The 21,233-nt window shown below is 53.5% G+C and carries 13 protein-coding genes; 1 reads left to right on the top strand and 12 read right to left on the bottom strand.

Annotated elements, in window-relative coordinates; all coding sequences use genetic code 11:
• Nucleotides 1-28: 28 nt before the first annotated feature.
• From EAV92_RS14720 to EAV92_RS14745, 6 genes are all read right to left on the bottom strand, one after another.
• Nucleotides 29-1,444: a carbohydrate-binding protein gene (locus EAV92_RS14720; RefSeq protein ID WP_123041806.1), complete on the bottom strand. Its 1,416-nt coding sequence runs from the start codon at nt 1,442-1,444 to the stop codon at nt 29-31.
• Between the two features lie 157 nt (nt 1,445-1,601).
• Complete coding sequence (locus EAV92_RS14725; RefSeq protein ID WP_241158278.1) at nt 1,602-2,489, bottom strand: carbohydrate ABC transporter permease; 888 nt, start codon at nt 2,487-2,489, stop codon at nt 1,602-1,604.
• A 20-nt stretch (nt 2,490-2,509) separates the two neighbouring features.
• Entirely contained in the window at nt 2,510-3,289 is a 780-nt protein-coding gene (locus EAV92_RS14730; RefSeq protein ID WP_338134376.1) for an ABC transporter permease, read from the bottom strand.
• Between the two features lie 186 nt (nt 3,290-3,475).
• A complete protein-coding gene (locus tag EAV92_RS14735) occupies nt 3,476-4,999 on the bottom strand; it encodes an ABC transporter substrate-binding protein (RefSeq protein ID WP_123041807.1) in 1,524 nt (507 codons plus the stop codon).
• 242 nt (nt 5,000-5,241) lie between these two features.
• The gene (locus EAV92_RS14740) at nt 5,242-6,822 is read right to left on the bottom strand and encodes a response regulator (RefSeq protein WP_164472786.1); all 1,581 of its coding nucleotides are present in this window, start codon (nt 6,820-6,822) and stop codon (nt 5,242-5,244) included.
• A 2-nt stretch (nt 6,823-6,824) separates the two neighbouring features.
• The gene (locus tag EAV92_RS14745; protein WP_123041809.1) at nt 6,825-8,546 is read right to left on the bottom strand and encodes a sensor histidine kinase; all 1,722 of its coding nucleotides are present in this window, start codon (nt 8,544-8,546) and stop codon (nt 6,825-6,827) included.
• A gap of 200 nt (nt 8,547-8,746) precedes the next feature.
• On the opposite strand from EAV92_RS14745, the gene EAV92_RS14750 reads away from it, so the two are divergent.
• On the top strand, nt 8,747-10,795 hold the full coding sequence (locus EAV92_RS14750) for a methyl-accepting chemotaxis protein (protein WP_241158279.1): 2,049 nt from the start codon (nt 8,747-8,749) through the stop codon (nt 10,793-10,795).
• Nucleotides 10,796-10,852: 57 nt separating this feature from the next.
• Here EAV92_RS14750 and EAV92_RS14755 read toward each other — a convergent pair whose 3' ends face one another.
• From EAV92_RS14755 to EAV92_RS14780, 6 genes are all read right to left on the bottom strand, one after another.
• Nucleotides 10,853-11,731: an ROK family protein gene (locus EAV92_RS14755; RefSeq protein WP_123043747.1), complete on the bottom strand. Its 879-nt coding sequence runs from the start codon at nt 11,729-11,731 to the stop codon at nt 10,853-10,855.
• 26 nt (nt 11,732-11,757) lie between these two features.
• Nucleotides 11,758-12,864: a Gfo/Idh/MocA family protein gene (locus EAV92_RS14760; protein ID WP_164472787.1), complete on the bottom strand. Its 1,107-nt coding sequence runs from the start codon at nt 12,862-12,864 to the stop codon at nt 11,758-11,760.
• 25 nt (nt 12,865-12,889) lie between these two features.
• A complete protein-coding gene (locus EAV92_RS14765) occupies nt 12,890-16,711 on the bottom strand; it encodes a GH32 C-terminal domain-containing protein (protein WP_123041811.1) in 3,822 nt (1,273 codons plus the stop codon).
• A gap of 44 nt (nt 16,712-16,755) precedes the next feature.
• The gene (locus tag EAV92_RS14770) at nt 16,756-18,240 is read right to left on the bottom strand and encodes a glycoside hydrolase family 32 protein (RefSeq protein ID WP_241158280.1); all 1,485 of its coding nucleotides are present in this window, start codon (nt 18,238-18,240) and stop codon (nt 16,756-16,758) included.
• 5 nt (nt 18,241-18,245) lie between these two features.
• Complete coding sequence (locus tag EAV92_RS14775) at nt 18,246-19,697, bottom strand: glycoside hydrolase family 32 protein (RefSeq protein ID WP_123041813.1); 1,452 nt, start codon at nt 19,695-19,697, stop codon at nt 18,246-18,248.
• Between the two features lie 64 nt (nt 19,698-19,761).
• Entirely contained in the window at nt 19,762-21,162 is a 1,401-nt protein-coding gene (locus EAV92_RS14780; RefSeq protein ID WP_123041814.1) for an ABC transporter substrate-binding protein, read from the bottom strand.
• Nucleotides 21,163-21,233 lie beyond the last annotated feature (71 nt).

A 21,233-nucleotide genomic window follows, 5' to 3' on the forward strand; every position in this document is an offset into this window, starting at 1 on the left:
TCACGCCTCCAAGTAAAAGGGATGAAGATCAAGGAAGAACGACATAGTCGATGTTGACCGCACTGTCCCCTGCATCGCGCTGCAGACGGATCGTTGCTCCCCACGGAATGCTTACGGAGACCGTTTTCGTCGAATAGGTACCGGTCCAAGCCCCCGTCGAAGTAAATGCAATGTCCTGAACATGCGCGCCGTTCACGTACAAGCTGAGCTGGTTGTTGCCCACGCAGGCATAGCGGATTTGCAGCGACGTGCCTTTCTTGCTGTTGAAGAACGCCACCGCGTCTCCCGTTGCGTCGAGCCCCTTCACGCCCGCCCCGCCGGAAGCCGGAGCATCGGCATACGTAACGGCATGCCCGTATTTGCTGGCATTCTCCCCTTCAACCTTGCCGCTGATCGGATAGTCCAGCGCCCAGTCCATCAGCGCGGTCGGATTTCCTTCTTCCTTCAGCAGGTTATACCCGAAGTACAAGCTGCCTTTGACATTCGTATAATTGCTCTTATAGAAGTTAGTCGTCGCCTTGAGCGCCTTTGCCTTCGCCGCCTTCGTCTTGACGAGGCCCGCCGTCTGGTTCGGATTGACGCCGCCATTGAATTCGGACGTATGGAAGCCGTATTCGATAATCGCCGGCTTGCCGCTGTATTGCGATTGGAATTTCGTCATGCCTTGCGCAAGTCTCGTCTGGTTGATCAGCACCGAATCCGAAGCCGTTTCATCCGGCGGAGACGAAGCGGGGTAGCTGTAATTGTTGAAAAAGTAACCGTCAGCGTTCGAGCCCGTGTAGGAAGGAATATCGTAGGTGAAATCCCAACCGTAGAAAACGCTCAAATACAGCTTGCCGGTAGAGAAGCCGAGCCCGGCCAGCTTCGTTCTCATCTTCGATACGATGGCCGAAGCGTAGCTCACCTGACGCGTCTTGGATTCCGATGAGCTGATGCCGCCGCTGAATCTTCCTTGAACGGCAGGGTCGTCTACCGGCATGTTCAGCGCGAAGTAAGCGACCGCTCCTCTCTTGCTTGCGCCGGCCACATCCGTGATGAGTGAGTTATAGTGGTTGATCACCGAATCCGCATCCGAATCGTTGAACGCGAAGGTGCTGCCGTCATACCACTCCAGGCGCACAACAGCCTGCATGCCAAGCTGGCTAAGCGTACTGAACAACAAGTCCCGGTCGCTTTGGCTGATGTTCTCTAGTCCGTACAGGTTCAGCGTATTGATGTTGTACTCGCTCTTCATGATCGGCAGATCGTGCGCGATTCTAGCCGCCGTGTCTTGGCCGGGGTTAAGCTCATATTCGGCGCCTTGAATCCACGTGCCAGGCGCGACATAGGAGCTGTAGGGCGTCATGCTGCTGACCGCATAGGCTGCAGGTACCGGGCTTGCACTGAAGACGAAAGACAGAACCAAAGCAAAGGCGAGAAGCTTTACCATCCGATTCTTGTTCATTCCATACACCCTCTCCAAAATTGGATATGAAAAATAAATGCGCTTTCATGGTGCCGTGCAGCCCGAACGATGCCCGTACTAAATAGAGGGGCGGCTCCTCTATTCCGCCGCCCCTCAGAAGTCATTCTATCGAATGATGATTTCAAGCCTTCCCTGCTTACCCTTTAACCGCGCCGACCGTAATGCCTTTAACGAAAAATTTCTGAAAGAAAGGATAGATGGCCATGATCGGCAAAATGCCCAGCACCGCAACGGCCATCTTGATCGCCGTGGAAGGAAGCCTCGCGGACAAACCGCTGCCCAAGCCGGAGGAAGCGCTGCTCATTAAGAACTGCACGTCCAGCAGCATTTTGTTCAAGAGGACCTGAATGCTGAACAAATTCTCGTCCGTAACATAATAAAGGCCGTTTAACCAATCGTTCCAATAGGACAAGCCCACGAGCAGTCCCAGGGTCGCCATGATCGGCATGGACATCGGAAGTACGACATGCCATAGGATTTGGGACTCGCTTCCCCCGTCTATTTTCGCGGCTTCTACGACGGCGTCGGGAACGTTCGTCGTGATGTAGGTACGCATCATGATGATGTTGAACGCCGTCAGCAGCATCCCTGGAACGATCAATGCCCATATCGTGTTTTTAATGTCGAAATACTGCGTCCACATGATATACGAGGGCACCAACCCGCCGCTGAATAACATCGTGAAGAAAATGAAAAACGAGAAAACGTTCCTTCCCGGCAAATCTTTCCTCGATAACGGATACGCCATCAAGGTCGTTAAAACGATATTCGCCACCGTGCCGATTACCGTTACGAGCAGGGTGACCCCATAGGCTTTGACGATCGAACTGGAATCTCTTAACAGGAACTTATACGCCGTAATGTCGATGGACGAAGGAATAAAAGAATACCCGTTATGGATCAGCGCCTTTTCAGCCGTAATGGACGAGATGAAGAGAAGCGCGAAAGGAAGCAAGCAAGATAGCGCCAGCAGCATCATCATGAGATGCGCGAATAACTGAAAGCCTTTATTGTTGTCGACCAAGCCCGAATCACTCCGTTCCGCTAAAACAAGGCGCTGTCTTCATCTATTTTTTTGACCGTATAATTCGCTAGGAGTACGAGGAAGAATCCGACAATGGATTGATAAAAACCGGCTGCCGACGCCATCCCTACGTTGTTCAGTTTCGTCAGTCCCCGATATACGTATGTGTCGATGGTGTTCGTGGCATCTATCAAAGCGCCGCTATTCATCGGAACCTGGTAGAATAACCCGAAATCGGAATAAAAGATTTTACTGATGCCCATCAGCGTCAAGATGACGATGATGGATTTGAGTCCCGGAAGCGTAATATGTTTCATCTGCTTCCACCGGTTCGCCCCGTCGATGACCGCGGCTTCGTAATAAGACCTGTCGATGCCTACGAGCGTCGCATAATAAATGATGCAGCTGTAACCGAAGGATTTCCAAAGGCTTACGATCACGAGGATAAAAGGCCAGTATTTTGCAGACGAATACCAAGAAATCGGACTTACTCCCAGCGGCTGCAAAATGCTTTTGTTTACGAAACCCGATTCCGAGCTCAGAAAACCGAAAACGAGGTAGCTCACGACTACGATCGAAATCAGATGCGGAAGCAAAATGACCGTCTGATAGGACTTTCTCGCCGTATTTTGACGAATTTGGTTGAGTAACATGGCAACGCCGACCGCCATGACGGTTCCCAAGACGATAAAGGTCAAGTTGTACAAAATCGTATTTCGGGTGATCGTCCAAGCCACGTTCGTCTTAAACAGAAATTCGAAGTTTTTGAGGCCGACCCAAGGGCTGTTCCAAATCCCCAACCGATAGTTAATCTTTTTGAAAGCGATTATAAGACCGCTCATCGGGATGTAGTTATTGATAATGATATAAATACATCCCGGGATGAGCATCAAATAGAGCGGAATATACCTGGTGAATCTATCTAGCTTTTTTTTTTGAGCAGTAACATGGTTACCTCCGCTTATCTTCTATCCCATTTACAACGCTTATTTTTTATTTGCCGCCAGCCAAGCATCAAGCTGCTTTTGCTTTTCCGCGATAATCTTGTCGACGCCGGCCGCCTTCAATTCTTCCAAATACTTAGGCAGCGTCTTGGCAGGATCCAAGGTGCCCGTTTCCAGAGCCAGACTATACTTCGCGTCAACGTTGCTGACCATCGTGATTTCATTCGCTACGCTTTCGGCATCGAAACGGAAGCCTTTCGCCGGAGATTGGTGCGCCGATTTGTTATAGTTGTCCAGGAACTCCCACTTATCTTCGGGTTCGCCTTTCCAAATATAAGCGATCGAAGCGTTAGGCGTTGCCCAAGGAAGCGACATCCAGCCCGTATTGCTTGCATCTACGCCTGCCGGATAGTCGATAATGCCTTTCGCTTCGTCCACCATCACGTAGTTCCGATCCTTGACGCCGTAAACGAGCAAGTTCGAAATATCGGCATTCGTATGAGCCAGGTTCAAAAACTCGATCGCTTTTTCCGGATTTTCGCTGCCGCTCGCGAGCGACCATCCCATGCCGGAAACGTGGCCCGTAATGGAGAAAGGCTTCGTCAGTTGGATGACGGTGAATGGTTTGCCCACTTGTTTCGCGATGTCATCGACGTTGCCCGGATTCAATCCGCTGAAGCCGCCCATTACTTTTCCGGCTTTGAGCAGGCTGATTCTGCTTTCGGAATTGTTGGCGGCGTCAGGCTGGACCAAGCCGCTCTTCGCCCACTTGTACATATGGTTCACGAAGTCTTTGTAGCTGTCCGTTTCGACCATGTTGACGACTTTCGTGCTATCTCCCATGGCGTCGATGATCCCTGCGCCGGTACCTAAGTTGTCTTCCGTGTTCGGACGGTAGACGTTCGTGAAATCCAGCCCGATCGGGTACATGTCCGGATGCAGTTCTTTCGCTTTCTTCATGATCGCTTCAAGCTGGTCGAGATTCGTCACGTCTTCCGGCTTAAAGCCGATTTCGTCGGCGATTTCCTTCAGCATGATGAAGCCGTAATTCGTCGCTTTTTCCTTTGCGGTCGGGATCGCATAGATTTCATTGTTGATCGAAACCGCGCGACGGTCCCCTTCGCTCAGGTTTTTCAAAATGTCTTGGCCATGTGCTTCCAACAGTTTCGTCATCGGCAAAATCTGGCCGCTGTTCGCGAGCGTGTTGATATCCAGGGCGAAGGTGACGAACAGATCCATCTTTTCGCCGGACGACAGCGCCAGATTCGCCTGTTGTTGGAACGAACCGAAGCCGACTCTCGTGATGTTGACATCCACGTTGATCAGCGGTTCCGAAATCTTGTTGATGGCTTCCTCTACCGCTTTGATGTCTTCCTCTTTGCCGTCGCCAACCATCATGAGATCGACGGTATACGGTTTCTCCGCGGCCGCGCTTTGGGAAGGCTTCGCGCTCGCGCTTTGAGCCGGTGATGCGCTTTCGGCCGACTTGTCATTCCCGCAAGCGGTAAACAATGCGGTCGACAAAGCCAGTACCGAGAGTAAAGCCAACTTCCTTTTCTGTTTCATTTCCAGTAGACTCCCTTCGATCGTTTCATTCTTTTGAGCTCATCTTCATCTTAGCGGCATGCGGGTATACCGCTCTACCGAACTTGTTACGGGTATTATCACTTTTAATCCGGACCTGCGCCGGATCGCGATCGCGATTGTTGAAAATGTTACTTTCCGTTATTGGATTTGTAACTTGTTCGATTCAAAACGAATACCCTCTCGCAGCCTCGCAGGCATACGGAGGGCATTCCACTTTCCCGTTAGCCGCGGTCCTCGGCGGGCGTGACGTTCCAGGTCTTCTTATACACTTGCGAAAAGTGGGAAAAGTTCGAGAATCCGACTTTCATGGCGATGATGCTGATCGGCAGCTTGGTCGATTTTAACATCGCTTGCGCAAGCTTCATTTTCTCCAGCACGATGAACTCTTTGAGAGACATTCCCGTTTCGGATTTGAACAATCTGGATAAGTAGTTCGGATTCAAATAAACTTCCCGTGCGATATCCGTGCGCCGAATGTCTTGATCGATATGGTCGCGAATGTATTGGAGGATCACGTCGACCTGGTTTTTCATTTCTTCTTCGGAGCCGGGAAACGGCTTGAAAAACTTCGTCGTATACGCGATCAATTCTTTCATGTCGTCCACATTCGTGTACGAACTTAACCCTTTCTCCAAGCTGTGCCCGTCTTGAAAAATCCGATCCAGCGGAATGTCCATCGCAGCCGCGGCCGTGTACAGCATCTGCATGAATTGCTGATAAAACCGCTTTAAAAATTCGGCGTCGATTTTTCCTTCCGTCGCCAAACGATTCAACAACTCGCAGGCTTGGTCGCGAACGACTTCCGTATCGCCTTGCTCGAGCAGCTTGCTCCAAATTCGCATGTTCGGAATCGGGTAAGATACGGCCGGTTGTTCAGCTCGATCCTCCAAATGGAATACTTTGCTTGCGAAAGAAACATTGTCTTGCATCATCTCGAACAACAGCGCGGCCTGCTGGGGCGTATCCGAAACGGCGACTTTAGATCCGGTATAACAGGCGATGTCGCAGCCGTAATAGGAACGGTATACCTCGATCAATTTATTCAGCTGCCGCAAGACGCCCTCTTGATCGATCAGCTTCCGATCCGGGGAATATACGAGGAGCAAAAATTTTTCTTCTTCGATTTGAACGACCAACACTTGCTGGCCGTACCGCGCGAACAGCTCCGTCACGATATTGCCGATCGAAAATTTCAACATGCCGTTACGCCAGGAATCCATCGTCTCTTTCAAATGAAAGACGTCGAGCGTCACGAGATAAACGGGATCTTGCGGATTCAGCGAGACTTGAATTTGTCCGAGATCCTTGAGGAAACGCGCGCAATCTTGATATCTGCGAAAAATCCAGTCCTTGACGATGTTATCCAGCAAAATCTCTTTGTTTTGCTGAAACATTTTACCGAAAGAATAGTATTTTTTCGTTTCGTTCTTGTGGTTGATTTTCTGGATCGCTTTTAGAATCGTATTTTCAATCGTTTCGTATCTCGCGGGTTGGAGAATATAATCGAATCCGCCTAACTGCATCGCCGTTTTGGCATAGTTGAAATCGGCATGCGCAGTCAAGAAGATGCATTCGATATCGATCTTCTGCTCGATCGTATACTGGTATAAATTCAGTCCGCTTTCGGCCGGCATTTCGATATCGCATAACATGATATCGATGTGGCGGCTGCTTAAAATCTCCCGTGCTTCGAAAGCGTTATAGGCTTTCAGCACTTCCTTCACTCCGATTTTCGCCCAATCGATGCCGAAGAACAATCCGTTCACCACTTGCGTCTGATCATCTACGATGAGTACGTTCACGCTCATGCTCTCCTCGTCGTTTCATTTGTGCGGTACGGAATGAAAATATCGATGCATGCGCCGTTTGACGTGCTGAACAAAAAAGTGCTCTTATTTTGGAAAATCACGCTGCATCTTCGGATGACGTTTAAAATCCCGACATTTTCCTTCGACGCATAGGAATTCGGGTCATTCAACAAAGCCAGCATTTCGTCCGGGAAACCGCTCCCATTATCCATAATCGTGAGATTCGCGAATTTCTCGTCACCGTTATCAAGCAGGCTCGCTTTGATCGAAATGATCAGTTGCTTATGGATCGAAACGACATGTTTGATGGAATTCTCCACGAACGTTAAGAGAGAAACCGGCGGAATCCGGAAATCCTTTAAACGCTCGTCCACATTCACTCTACAAATCAGCTCGTAGGACGAACTCATTTGCTGCAGTTCAATATAATTCTGAACGTTGGCTATTTCATCTTCGAGAGGGATCAAGGAGTCGTTCTCTTGGAACATATAGCGTAAATGGCGCGACAAGAGGAGGATCATTTCCTGAATTTGACCGTATTTTTTCTGTTCTGCCATCCCGAACAGGTTTTTGAGGACATTCAAGTAAAAATGCGGTTTGATCTGATTTTGCAAAAATTGAAGCTCGGCCTGCTGCTTCTTCATCTCTTTCTCGTAGCTCTCGATTTTCAAATCCTTGATTTCAGTCATCATTTCATTAAAGGTGTTGCTCATTTGCCTGAATTCGTTGACTCCCGAGCTCGTATTCATCGTTGCGTTCAGATGTCCGTTTTTGATCTTCTTCATCGTGGCCATCATTCGCTTAAGCGGCTTAAAGTAAGAACGCTCCAGCAACAGGAACGAGACGAACATCAGCAATAAGATGAACACCGAACCGACCAAGAAGGCGATCTGAACCGTGTCCAAATAGAATAGAAGCCCTCGGTACGGGATTATGTATATATAGGTTAACCGGGTTGAAGCCGAATCGTTTTGCACCACGAAGTACTTTTGGGGACTGCCGGAAATATAGTGGGATCCGTTATGGTTCTGGATGTTAATTCCCTTTTGCTTGATCTCATCGATGGAAGTCAGGGGGATGCCTTCCTGATTGGCGAACGCGAAAAAACCGTCGCCTTGGGTTTGACTGAAGCTTTGGGGCACGATTACTTTACCGAAATCGATCATGCAAACGGTATAGGTGTCCCGGTTTCCCAATATGCGAAACAGATAGTATTTGCCGTCGATCTCATGCGGGAACCACCCGCGCGACCGGGAGTTTTCGTTCGACTCGATAACGGATTTCAAATAACTTTCGGCACCTTGCCGAATGTCATGGGAGTAGTCCTGGCTATAGGTTTTATAAAAGAGACCATTCGCTTTCGAATAGACGAACATGCCCCCGATGACTTCGTTCGTTTGGAAGTAACCCTGATATTTATTCATGAGGTCTTGCGCATAAAATTGCAGATCGATCGGATCCTGCTTAAATCTCATTTTCATGAAACTGTAATCGTTAGACACTAAATTCGACATGTACGTATCGGCGTTTTTCAGATTTTTTTCGAACGCGTTTTGATACAGCATGATCGTGTTCCGATTCGTTTGTTCGATCTTGTCGTTTAGGACGTTGACCACGTAAAAATTATAAATGGTTAACAGCAGAACAAGCGGGATGATGAAAATCATCATGATCAATACGACTTGCTTTTTCGAAGAGAGGTTCAATTTCCGAATCAAGATCTCACCGACCGTCTCTGTTGTATTGAGTCTGATTATAGCACCTAATCCGCGCACCGCCAGCCCCTCAAACTCCCCGGCATCCGAAACGAAAACGAGAACAAAATGAAAGAAACAGTCGAATAAATCTAAAAGAAAATCCCCTTGATTTAACGTAATTTAGAAATAATAGATATGGGTTTCAAGGGGAGTCTTGTCCAATGACAACGCAAGTGTTCAAATCCGTCGGAACGAAGCTTTTCGTCATCATCTTTTGCAGCATTCTCGCGTGCGTAATGACCGTTGGACTTATGGCGTATACGAAAGCGAAGAATATCATCGAAAACAAGGTGTCGGATTCCAGCCTTCAGACGATCAATCAAGTCGCAAGCAAACTGGATATTATTTTTAGATCCTATGAGGATTTATCCATGCAAATCATGGTGGATAACGATTTTCACGAGTTGGTTCGGCAAGAATTGCAAAACGATCCCGAGCACGGTAAATCCGAATATACCGGAATGCTGAAGGATCATTTGCGGAAATATGTGACGGGTAACGTCTCGATCAGCGGAGTCTTGTTGATACCGGTAGATCCGAATCTGACCGCCGTAAATATTGGAAGCGCCCAAGCCGACAGGTCCGAGGTTTTAAAAAAGACCGAATGGTTTAAGCAGGTGATCGAAAAAGACGGGAAACCGGTTTGGATTCCGCCGCAGCAAGATGGATTGGCCGCAGTTCCGGCTCCCCCGTCTATCGGCATGAGTCGACTCATCAAAGATAATATGAGCAATCAGCCTACATACGTGCTCGTAATGGAGATTCACCTTGCATCGATCAGCAAGAGTTACGAAGATGTCAGCTTGGGAGAAGGAAGCGAAATGGCCATCCTTGATTCCAAAGGCCATTATGTCGCCGCGCCGCAAGAAGAATGGATCGGAAAGCCGGCAAAAGTGAGCTTGCCTGCGGAAGGTGATGCGCCCCAAAAAGGATCGCTAAAAGCAACATCCACCGGCGGCACGAACGTGCTGGCGGCTTATGCGTCATTCGACAGGATGAACTGGAGGCTTCTGGGTACCGTTCCTATCAAAGACCTAGTACGGGATGCGAAGGAAATCCAAACGCTGATGTGGCTGACCGCAAGTATCGCGGCTCTCATCGCTATTGCCATCGGCGTTCTCGTACTCAAGTACATCGGACGTCCGATCGTCAAACTTCGAAATCTCATGAACGAAGGGGCCGGCGGCAATCTTACCGTCCGTTCCGGCGGCAAGAAACGCAAGGATGAAATCGGAGAGCTGATGGAGAGCTTCGACCGGATGATGGGTCAAATCCGAACGTTGGCCGAACAGACGACGCGTTCCGCGGAGGATGTACTCCTGACTGCGGCCGAACTCACGGAAGCATCCGGCAAGACATCTTTATCAGCCAAAGAGATCGCGACCGCAACGGAAGAGATTGCGGGCGGTGCGGCTAACTTGGCAACGGAAGCCGAAAGAGGCAGCGAGCTTACGTACGACATGGGGATTCAAATGAAAAAGGTGATCGACGCCAATCAAGAAATGGTGGTTTCGTCGAGAGAGGTAAGGGAAGCGGGTATGCAAGGGACGGCTCATATGGGCGTACTGATGCAGAAGACCGGAATGACCGAAGAAAAGACCCGTGCCATGGTCGAGAAGGTAGACGCACTTAAAGAAAGCACGGGTTCCATCGTGAAAATACTTGAAATGCTCATGACTCTGTCCAAACAAACGAATATTTTGTCGTTGAACGCAACGATCGAAGCGGCTCGAGCGGGAACGGCTGGCAAAAGCTTCATGGTCGTCGCGGACGAAATCCGCAAGCTCGCGGACCAGTCGCGCGAATCGATTGATGTCGCGGGCCAAATCATCGAAAAAAACAGCAGGGAAATCGATGAAACGGTACGTATTCTATCCGATGCTTACCCGCTGTTCCAGGAGCAAATCGGATCGGTCAGGGATGCAAACGGGATATTCCTGACGGTGCAAGGAAAAATGGAGGAATTCACCGAGAAACTTGAACTTGTGACGGGTTCGATCAGCCAGTTGGACCTGACGCAGTCGGTATTGTCAAATGCGATGATGAACGTGAGTGCCGTCGCCCAGGAATCGTCTGCCACGTCCGAAGAAGTTGCCTCTCTCAGTAACGAACAGTTGAGCATCAGCGACGGCATGGTCCGTTTGTCCGAGAAGCTGGATACCGTATCGCGTGAGCTAAAAGCCGGCATATCGCAATTTATTATTCGCTAAGCAGAGAAAACGGGCAGCCGATGGCTGCCCGTACGACTTTCTATTCGCTTTTTGCCGCTAACGATCCTTCCATGCATCGATTCCGAGCGCCAGGGCTCCGAGAAGCCCCGCATCGTCCCCCAACCCCGGAGCCGTGACATATTCATCAATGTCTTCGAGAATGGCCTTCGCGTTCACGTAGCCGTTCAGACGGCGCTGAACTTCTTGGCGTACCATCGGCAGCAACTGAGCCTGCTTCATGACGCCTCCGCCCAGAATCACCTTTTTCGGCGACAGCAGAAGTATCGCATCGGCAACCGCTTGCCCAATATAATAGGCCTGCATCCGCCACGCAGGGTGGTCCTCCGGAAGCGCGCCGCCCGGTAATCCCCATCTTTTTTCGAGGGCGGGACCCGATGCCATCCCCTCAAGGCAATCGCCGTGAAATGGACATGTCCCCGGAAAACCGTCTTCCGGATGTCGCCTGACGAAAAGATGCCCGCCTTCCGGATGCACAAGCCCGTGAACGAGGCGGCCTTCTGCATAAATCCCTATACCGACGCCCGTTCCGATCGTGATGTAGATGCAGCTGTCCAGCCTTTGGGCTGCCCCCCACTTGGCTTCCCCATACGCGGCCGCGTTCACGTCCGTATCCAATCCGAAAGGCACGTGAAACGCGCGTTTCAGATGAGGAAGCAATGGATAACCGGACCATCCCGGCTTAGGAGTCGTCGTCAGGTGTCCGTATTCCGGGCTGGACGCATCCAACTCAAGGGGGCCGAATGAACCGATTCCGATCGCTTGGATTTCCTTGTCCGCAAAATATTCGGTAACCTTCGCGAGCGTAACCTCCGGCCGTTCCGTAGGAAATTGAACTCGATCCTCAAGGATGCCATCCGAATTTCCCACGCTGCATACGAATTTCGTACCGCCGGCTTCGATTGCGCCGAACCGCATGTTCTTTTCCTCCTGAACGTTCATTTCTATGCCATTTCCTCGATTACGGTATCCTCATAAGCATGCTTCGCGCCGGTGATCACGTCTTGCACGCGGACAGGCTCGCCGGTCGTCGCCGACTCCAGCGCGGCAAATACGATTCCGAGCGCTTCCAAGCCGCTTTCCGCGCTGGAAATCGGAGGTTTCCCGGATTTTACGGCTTCGTATAGCTCCAAATAGGAGTGGGCAAACGGATCTGCAATCACGCCTGAAGCGTACTGCTCGACGATCTCCGCCATGGTGACGACGGTTCCATCGCCCAGCGCCGCATGTTTGCCCGGAACCAGGCAACCTTGGCTTCCGTAAAACCGGACTCCCCATGTTTCTTCCCCGTGAATCGCCGTCGCGCACATCCAATGGCCGAGCGCGCCGTTCGCGAACCGGAACGCCGTGACGGCTGCGTCTTCTCCGGTCGGCCGAATCGTGACTCCGCCGTGGCTTCGGACTTTCTCGAAAATGGCGGCGTAAGCGAACACCTCTTCCACCGGACCGACCACGTCGAGGAAGGAATGCGTCCGATGCACGCCGTGGTCGTTGATCCATCCCGCACCCGCCCTTCCCTTCATATGGCGCCAAGGCGTTCCGGCAAAAAATCCGCTGCCGACCGCACTTGCGGCATAATCCAATACCAAGTAAACGTTCCCGATCAATCCGCCGCGCACGGCTCTGGAAACAGCGACGTTTGCCGCTCCCAACACGCTCGGCTCGGACAGCGTCAGCACTTTGCCGTAACGCTTCGCGTCCTCGATCATCTTACGTCCGAAAGAAGGACTGATCGCCAGCGGTTTCTGCATTTGCACGTGCGCGCCCGCCGCAAAGCAGTCTTCCGCGACGGAATGGTGCAAGTCGTGGGTCACGAGCACGGATACGGCCTCCAGCCGTTCCTTCTCCAGCATTTCGCGGTAGTCGGTATAGACGTTCGGCTCCTGGCCCAACGTCTCCTTTACCCGTCTTGCGAACGCTGCGGCCATTTCGTGTCTCAAGTCGCAGACCGCCGGCACCGCGAAGGCGGGCCCGCCCGCATCCTTCAACTCGGCGAGACCGCGCAAATGGGCCTCCGAAATGATTCCGCAGCCGATAAATCCTAAATTCATTCCGATATCCCCCTCATCTTCCCGCTCAAGAGCGGATGACATTTTGATAGTAAGCTCTTCCGCCGAACACGTTTAATCCGAAATAGCCCGTTCCGTATCTTGTATCGTTCACGTCAATGACCGGAGTCGAGCTTCCGTCGAAATACACTTTGATGTTCGTCCCGTTCGCCACGATTTTCGCGTGGTACGTTTTGCCGGGCTGGACGAGTGCCGGGACGGCTGCCAGCACCTGGGCATTGCTGAAGCTGCCGTTCGTCTTATAGAATAACCGAAGCGATTTCAAGCCCGGATTGACGTTAAAGTAGTATCCATTGCCGCCCGTGGCATCGGCCCGGAAGATCATGGAACCTGCGCCCCCGGCTTCGTCCAGCTTAAGGTCTGCCTCGTACGTGAAGTTACTGCCGCTTACGTTTGACATATAATTGGCGTCCTGGTCGAAAAACCCGGCGATTCCGTCATCCGTGGCCACCCACTCCGCCTCCGGCGCGGAGGTCCAACCTGTCAAATTGGTATTGAATGCCCCGACGGTGACGATGGTCATTCCGACGATCGAACCGGATGCCGTTGTCGCCGTTATCACCGCGCGGCCCCTGCCGGCAGCCGTCACGTTCGCGCTGCGGGCATCGACGGAGGTAACGGTCGCAATCGAGGGATTACTCGAACTCCACGTCAAGTTCTGGTTCGAAGCCGTACGCGGCAGAACCCTCGTATAAATCCTGCGTGTCGATCCGAGGCCAAGCTCGAGCTTGCCGCGATCCATCACGACTTTCTCGGGAACGGTTCCGCCGACCGGCTCGTAACGCCACGTATTCGACAGGGGATACACATGCAGAGAAACGATTTTGACGTTGCCGCCGACGGCATAAAAGGACATCCCGTCACGGGCCGAATCCGGAAATATCATGTCTGAGATGACGGCTTTGCCGTCATTGCCGAACGTCTCCACGGATGATTCGTCCACGTAAATACGCATTTTGACGCGTCCGTTGACCGGCGGCAGTACCGCCTCGTGCCGTCCCGTGAATTTCTCGGTGAAATCGTCCCGACCGGAATCCGCTCGGTTCACGAACATGGTGGAAGTATCCGTTCGATAACCGACCACCGTCGCCTGCCCGCCCAACTCGCGAACCCGGAACCCGAATTCGTTCGCTTTGCCCGAGGTCGGCAGCTCCAGCTCCGCTTCTATCTCGAAGGCGCTGCCTGACACGTTCGCCAACGGATTGGAGCTGGACGGCGTTACGGTAACGTTGCTCCAGTTGTTCGCCGTTCCTCGGAGCGAGTTCAACTCCGCGATTGGAGTTTGCACGAGACGGACGCCTTCTCCCGCGAACGATTTCAAAGTCAGCTCGCGGGGGATGGACATTTGATGCCTCCAGGGCGATGTCGGGAAGCTGAACCCGTAATCCCAATTGCTCATCCACCCGAGGCCGATGCGCCGGCCGTCCGCCGAAGGAATGTCGGAGAAGGTCATCGCGGCATACATGTCTTTTCCCCGTTCACTGCGAAGCACGGTACCGGCCGGGTTGTCGCTGACGAACGTCGTGCCGTCGAACGAGCCGACGAAATATTCCGAAGCGGAGCCGTCCGTTTGCGTCGACGGTCCGGTGCTGATGGCAAGCACCCATTTTTTATTCGCGGGATTGCCATCCACGGCGAGTTGAAACAAGTCCGGGCATTCCCAAGTTCCCCCGTGGAGATAGGCCCCGTAACCGAAGGAACTCGCATAGGTCCAGGTCAACAAATTCGTCGACGTAAAGAAACGGACGTGATCTCCTCCCGATACGACCATCACCCAACGGGAACGATCGTTATCCCATACGACTTTAGGATCGCGGAAGTCCCATCCGCCGTCCGGACCACCGGGATTTTGGACGATAGGGTTGCCGCCGTAATACTCCCAGGTTCGTCCTTTATCCCGGCTGAACGCGACGCCGATCTTCTGATTGCCGCCCGGCTTGTCGGGATGGAACATCGTATAGAACGCGACGAGACCGGAACCTCCGTTAAACAGTCCTGAGACGTTGTTTACGTCCGCGACGGCCGAGCCGGACCAAATATGGCCTGAATCGTTCCAAGGGAGCGCGATGGGGAGACGTTTCCAATGAACGAGATCCGTGCTGACCGCATGCGTCCACGTGCCGCCGTCCTGCGTGAACAGATGGTATTCGCCTTCAAAGTAAACGAGTCCGTTCGGGTCGCTGATCCAATTCAATGCCATCGTGTAATGGTACTGAGGCCGGTAAAGCTCGCTGTAATATTCGTTCAAGGGATAAACGTAAACATTTTGAAAATAGGCCGTTCCGTTGAACGCATTCAAGCCAAGTTTGCCTCCGGCATAGGCGGTATTCGTGACGCTTAGGACCGGCGCCGCGCTCCCGTCCACGTAAACTTTGATAGTGGGTCCTTGAGCTTGAATTTCAAGATGATACGTTTTGCCGGTTTCGATCGTATAGTTCGCGGAAGCGAGGGTCACTCCTCCGTTCGCATCGAACAGGCGGACCCGGTCGAGATTCGGATCGATGTTCACAACGTACCCCGCCGATCCCGCCGGATTGGAACGAAAAACGAGCGCGGCCGTGCCGGAAGGCGTGCCGGCATCCACTTTCAAATCGCCTTCGAGTACGAAATCGGCTGCCTCGGTTGCGGCCATTCGGAAGGTGTCGACGGCTCCCTGGCTGACTGCCTTCACGCCGGACAAATGCGGAGTCCAAGTTCCCCCGGAAGTCGTCCAACCGTTCAAGTTCGTCTTCAAATCGCTGATCGTGATGTTCTGGAACGATACGCTGCCGTTGAATGCATTAAGCCCTGCAAACCCGCTGGCGCGCGAAGCATCCGTTACGGTCATGACCGGATCGTATCCGTTTGCCGGCGAGAAGCTGGATTGCCAATACGCTTTGATCGTCGTGCCATCGGCTTTCACGCGAACGTGATAAACCTTGCCCGCATCAATGGCGGTGGAATAGGTGGCTAAAGTAACGTCTCCGTTCGTTCTGTACAGCCGAAGCCTGTCGAGGTTCGGATCGACCTGCAGCGCATAAGCCTGCGAACCGCTTGCATCGGAACGGAACAGCAGCGTTCCGACCGCGTAGGGATCATGAACGAGGATGTCAGCTTCATAAGTGAAATCATCTGCGCTGGTCGCGGACATGGCGTATGCGTTCTGGCCCCCGGGCGCCGTCGCTTTCCACCCTTGCGAAGTCGTCGACCACGCTCCCCCTGCGGAATTCCATCCGGTCAGATTCGTTTGGGTCTCGTAGACGTATACGTTTTGGAAATACGCGGTGCCATTGAAAACATTGAAGCCGACGCAGCCTTGCGCATAACGGAAATCGGTTGCGGAAACGGCCAATGCCGCGCCCAAATATACTTTGATCCCCGTCCCGTCCGCAGCCACCTTGAGATGGTAATACGTTCCCGGGTCGAGGGAAGCGGCGTAAGGCGTTCCCAGGTCGGTTCCCGTGCCGAAATCGAATAACCGGATACGGTCCATATTCGGGTCGATTTGTACCACGTACCCCTTGGAGCCGTCCTCGGCCGCCCGGAAAACGAGGGACCCGACGCCAAAAGGCGTTGAAGCGTCCACCTTCACGTCCGCCTCGTACGTGAAATTCGTGCCGACCTTCGTCGTCGACAGGTTAAAAGCATTCGCCCCTGACCCGCTGACGCCTTTCAATCCGTCTCCGGGAATTTCGGACCAGGTTCCCGATACCGGCACGTACCCCGGCATGTTGCTGTTCCAGCCGGCTGCCCTGGCGGTTTCCATTCCGAAGCCGGACAATGATACGATGAAGCTAGAAAGAACCACGATGAACACCTTTTTGACAGAGAGAAAGCCGATATGATTCATCTCATACGAACCTCCTTCTTATTCGAAAAACGGCGTCATTCCGCTCACCGGATCGACTTCAACTCCCATATGTCCAGCGAAACGAGAGAAGCATTGCCCGATCGGGCAAACAGCTTGATTCCCAGGCTGGAAGGGTCCGGGTAAATCCGGTTCGTGATCGTCCGTTCCCCGTCGTTGGCGAACAGCTCCACGGATGACCGGTCGAGGAACAGGTGCAGTTTGATTCGTCCGTCGTCCATGGGGGCGATCGAAGTCTCGCTGATGCCTTTGTCGCCGATCCCCGAGCGGTTCCTGTCCATCGACAAAATGCCGCTGGCAGGGCAATAGCGGACTTCGGTCCGTTCGGAATCGTCCTCCGAGCATCTCAGCAAAATGCCGAACTCGGCATCCTTCGACGCGGAAGCGTCGAACACCGCAATCAGTTCCAAGGCCTCAGAACGGATGCCCGCCAACGGCACCTCGGCGCCTTCCGGGATCTGCTGCGCTTTAACCGCGTGATGGCCCCCCCTTAATTCCCGAAGCTCCGGCACGGGAACCATTCGGATCTTCCCGCCTTCCGCCGGTTGGATTTCGCGAGGGATCGTAAGCGCTCCCATCCACCCGTCTCCTCTCTCCGGCATCGCGCTGCCCCAAATGTTCATCCATCCGAACAAGAGGCGTCTTCCGCGGTCGTCGAGGAACGTCTGAGGCGCGTAGAAATCGAAGCCGTAATCCAGCCTTTCGGCGTGTTCGACGGATAATCGCCCCGTTTCATAATCGAAATCTCCGGAGAGGTACATCGTCTTCGTCTCACCCATGTTCATCGGAGAAATGACCAGCACATGGCGGTCCCCCTCCCCTAGCGGGAACAAGTCCGGGCACTCCCACATGTCGCCCATCGTGCCGTCGCTTTCGGCCGCCGGGCCGACGTATTCCCATTCCCTCAGATTGAAAGAACGGTAGAACAAGGCTTTCCCGAAGCCGCCTTTGCCGAATCCGACGACCATGCACCAACAATCGCCGCGCTTCCATACTTTCGGATCCCGAAAACCGAAGCCGTCCGGCTCCGGCGGGCCTTCGATCACGGGATTAAAGGCCGCTTTCTCGAAACGGATGCCGTCCGTGCTCGTCGCCAGGCATTGAACTTCCTCCGGCCTTCTGCCGTCCACATGGCCGGTATAGACCAGCGTAAATAGGCCGTCGTCGTCCACTGCGCTGCCGGACCAGCAGCCTCCGCCAATGCCTTCCGTGACCCAGTCGTAGGTTTCAGAGGGCGCCAACGCGACGGGCAAGTGCTCCCATCGGATCAAATCCCGGCTTTTGGCGTGGCCCCAATGCATCGGACCCTGCTGCGGCCCGTACGGATCATGCTGGTAAAAGACGTGGTATTCGCCACGGTATTGGATCAATCCGTTGGGGTCGTTCATCCAGCCGGCAGGAGGCATGAAATGATAGTGCAAACGGAAACGGTCATTTTTCACGCCCAATGAGGGGTCCGACAAAGCCCGATTCGCCATTTCGATTCGCTCTTGATGCGAGAATTGCGTCATGTCGATCATCTTCTCCATATCGATTTAATAGGATATACGCGCAAATTCCGAAATACGGCGGCGCCGCCGATGGCGAACAGCTCTAGTCCGGTGCTGCCGCCATTCGGGTAAATTAACGAGGTAAACGTCTGCAGCCCGTCATCGAAAAAAATCTCGACGCTCGATGCGTCGACGAATCCTCGCATCTTCAGCTCGTTTCCTTCGCGAATTCTCTCCGTTTCAAAACACTTGTCGAATTGGACCGGTTTACCGGATCGGCCGATGATATCCGAAAACCCGGACCGCGTCCGGTCCACGAAAAGCCGGTTGCCGCTCACGTAATATCCGGCTTCCGTCGCTTCGGACCCCGAAACGCGCATCCGTACGCCGAATTCCTCGACCTTTTCCCACTCGACGGTCATTTCGAACTCATAACAAGCGCCTTCGAACGCCAGCTTCCGCGTGCCGTCCGACACTTCAAGCCCGTTTGCCGTCCATGGGACCTCCCTCAGCTTCTTCAGCTCATCGATCGGTTCCTGAACCAAGCGCACGGTATCGCCTTCCGTCCGCAGGCGCAGCACTCTCGGAACGGACATCGCTCCCTTCCAAGGCGATGTCGGAACATGGAACGGATACTTCCAGTTGGACATCCAGCCCAGCCAGATCCGCCGCCCGTCCTGATCGGGAATATCCGAATAGGAAACCGCCGCGTAAAAATCCTGCCCGAAATCCGTCCAACGAACTTCCTCAGGGGGCAAATCGTTCACGAAGCGCTTGCCGTCGAAGCGACCAATAAAATATTGCGCGGTAGAGCCGTCCGTTTCGTCGTTGTCGCCGATGCTGACGTGCAACACCCACTTTCGGCGAGCCGGGTCCCCGTCCACATCCAGCGGGAACAGGTCCGGGCACTCCCACACGGCGGCGTGCGATCCCTGCCCTTCGCCGAACTCGCTTTCGAACGCCCAATCGATCAAATTCGGAGAACTGTAGAATTGCACACGTTTGTCTGCCGACACCACCATGACCCACTTGCCGGTTTCGGGATGCCAAATGACCTTGGGGTCGCGGAAATCCTTCAATCCCGAATTCGGCAATACGGGGTTACCGTTGTATTTGCGCCATGAACGTCCCCTGTCGCTACTGTAGGCGATGCTCTGAGACTGGACGCCGTTCTTGCAATGGGTGAAGATCGCGACCAACCCCGGTTTGCCGCCGAACAATCCGCTCGTGTCCTTCGCGTCCACGACGGCGCTGCCGGACCATGCGTCTCCCAGCTCATCCCTGTCGATCGCGAGCGGCAAATGCTCCCAATAAACCAAATCCCGGCTGACGGCGTGACCCCACCGGCCGGTAAACTGATAGAACTGGTGGTACTCTCCCTCGAAGTAAACCATTCCGTTCGGATCGCTCATGGGTCCCTCGGGGGGCGACAGGTGATATTGCAAGCGGTATGGCTCCGCGTACGTCTCCTGATGCATCGGGCTCCTCCTTTCGGGAAAGGCCCGGATCGATGGAAATACCGGTCCGGGCCTTCGTGTCCTTTTATTGGGTCAGCGTGATCTTAATGCCTTCCTCCAGCATGTTCTTCGCGTTCTGCGCGAACGTGCCGACCGGCGTGCCGTCTTTGATGCCCTTCATGACGACGCCGTTGGCGTCCCAATACTTCTCGACGCCGATCGGAGCGAACAGGATGTTGCTCGACAGCTTGTTGATCAGATCCACTTTCTCCTGGCCGTAATTCTTGGCGTTCGCTTCCGCCGCGACTTTGGCTTCGTTGGCCGCCATCATTTTGATGAACGCCGCCGCGCCTTGCGGATTTTTGGAAGCCGTCGGGATCGCCCAGCCGGACAAGCCGCCCGGACCGACGTCCTGCGTGCCTTTCGGTCCGGTCGGTACCGGCACGAAGTCCAGCTCGTAGTCGCTCTTGAACACGGTGAAGCCCGCGAAGCCGTATTCGGCGGTCATGGCCAGCTTGCCGTTTTTGAACTCGCCGATAAAGTAGTCGCCTTCTTTGTCCTTGTCGATGAATTTGTCCTTCAGCAGCGCATCCTGGGCGAACTGCATCGCTTCTTTGACGTTCTCCGAATCGTAGTTCGTCGTGATGGAACCGTCATCGTTGGAGGACAGCAGCGTTTTGCCGTTGGAGCCGACGTACAGCGCGTAACCGGCATCCCACCAGCCGAAGCCGAATTGATCGGTTTTGCCGTCGCCGTCGGTATCGGCCGTCAATTGCTTGGCCACCTCACGGAATGTATCCCAATTCCACTTGCCTTCTTTGTAATATTCGGAAGGCGTTTTCACTCCGTTGTTCGTGAACATCGTTTTGTTGTAATAAATCACGATAGGAGCCGCGGTGGAACCGACCGCGTACGGCTTGCCGCCGAACGAGAACGTTTTCGTGACGGCCGTGTTCCACAGCGGGTCGCCGAGGTCGATGTATTGATCGATCGGCTGCACGATTTTCTTGAGCGGGTAAACCGGGAAGTTCTGGTCGTTCGCCTGCGCGATATCCACCTGGTCTCCCGCGTTGACCATGGAGATCAACGTCGACTTCTGGTCGCCCCACGGTACGGCAACGACGTTGACTTTGCCTCCCGTCGCTTTTTCGAACTCGGGGATCGTTTCCCAAACGGCGTCGTAAGCGTTCGGATTCGCCGCTTTGTTTTCGGCGTACTGTTCTTTCGAGGTGTGGTACAAGATCGTAATGTTGCCGTCGACTTTCGGCGCTTCCTCAGAGGCGGAAGGTGATGCCGACGCCGAGGCGCTGCCGGCAGGCGCGCTTGCGTCGGCGGAAGGCGAGCTATCCGCCGAGGCGCTGCCGGCAGGCGCGCTTGCGTCGGCGGAAGGCGAGCTATCCGATTTGCTGCCGCCGCAGCCGGATATGAGCAGCGTAAGAGACAGTACCGAAGCCAAGGCGATGCCGATAGATTTACGGTTTTTCATGGACAATGATCCTCCTCAGGGTTCTGGCCGTTTCGATGATCTAAAGCATGACTCCCTTAAAACTTAACGAG

This window comes from Cohnella candidum, assembly GCF_003713065.1.
In the GTDB taxonomy this organism is placed as follows: domain Bacteria; phylum Bacillota; class Bacilli; order Paenibacillales; family Paenibacillaceae; genus Cohnella; species Cohnella candidum.

Excerpts from the sequence above, each read along its gene's own strand:
- EAV92_RS14775 (WP_123041813.1), bottom strand. The coding sequence starts at position 19,697 with ATGCATCAGGAGACGTACGCGGAGCCATACCGCTTGCAATATCACCTG.
- EAV92_RS14755 (WP_123043747.1), bottom strand. The coding sequence starts at position 11,731 with ATGCGGTTCGGCGCAATCGAAGCCGGCGGTACGAAATTCGTATGCAGC.
- EAV92_RS14750 (WP_241158279.1), top strand. The coding sequence starts at position 8,747 with ATGACAACGCAAGTGTTCAAATCCGTCGGAACGAAGCTTTTCGTCATC.
- EAV92_RS14720 (WP_123041806.1), bottom strand. The coding sequence starts at position 1,444 with ATGAACAAGAATCGGATGGTAAAGCTTCTCGCCTTTGCTTTGGTTCTG.
- EAV92_RS14770 (WP_241158280.1), bottom strand. The coding sequence starts at position 18,240 with ATGACGCAATTCTCGCATCAAGAGCGAATCGAAATGGCGAATCGGGCT.
- EAV92_RS14760 (WP_164472787.1), bottom strand. The coding sequence starts at position 12,864 with ATGAATTTAGGATTTATCGGCTGCGGAATCATTTCGGAGGCCCATTTG.
- EAV92_RS14765 (WP_123041811.1), bottom strand. The coding sequence starts at position 16,711 with ATGAATCATATCGGCTTTCTCTCTGTCAAAAAGGTGTTCATCGTGGTT.
- EAV92_RS14780 (WP_123041814.1), bottom strand. The coding sequence starts at position 21,162 with ATGAAAAACCGTAAATCTATCGGCATCGCCTTGGCTTCGGTACTGTCT.
- EAV92_RS14735 (WP_123041807.1), bottom strand. The coding sequence starts at position 4,999 with ATGAAACAGAAAAGGAAGTTGGCTTTACTCTCGGTACTGGCTTTGTCG.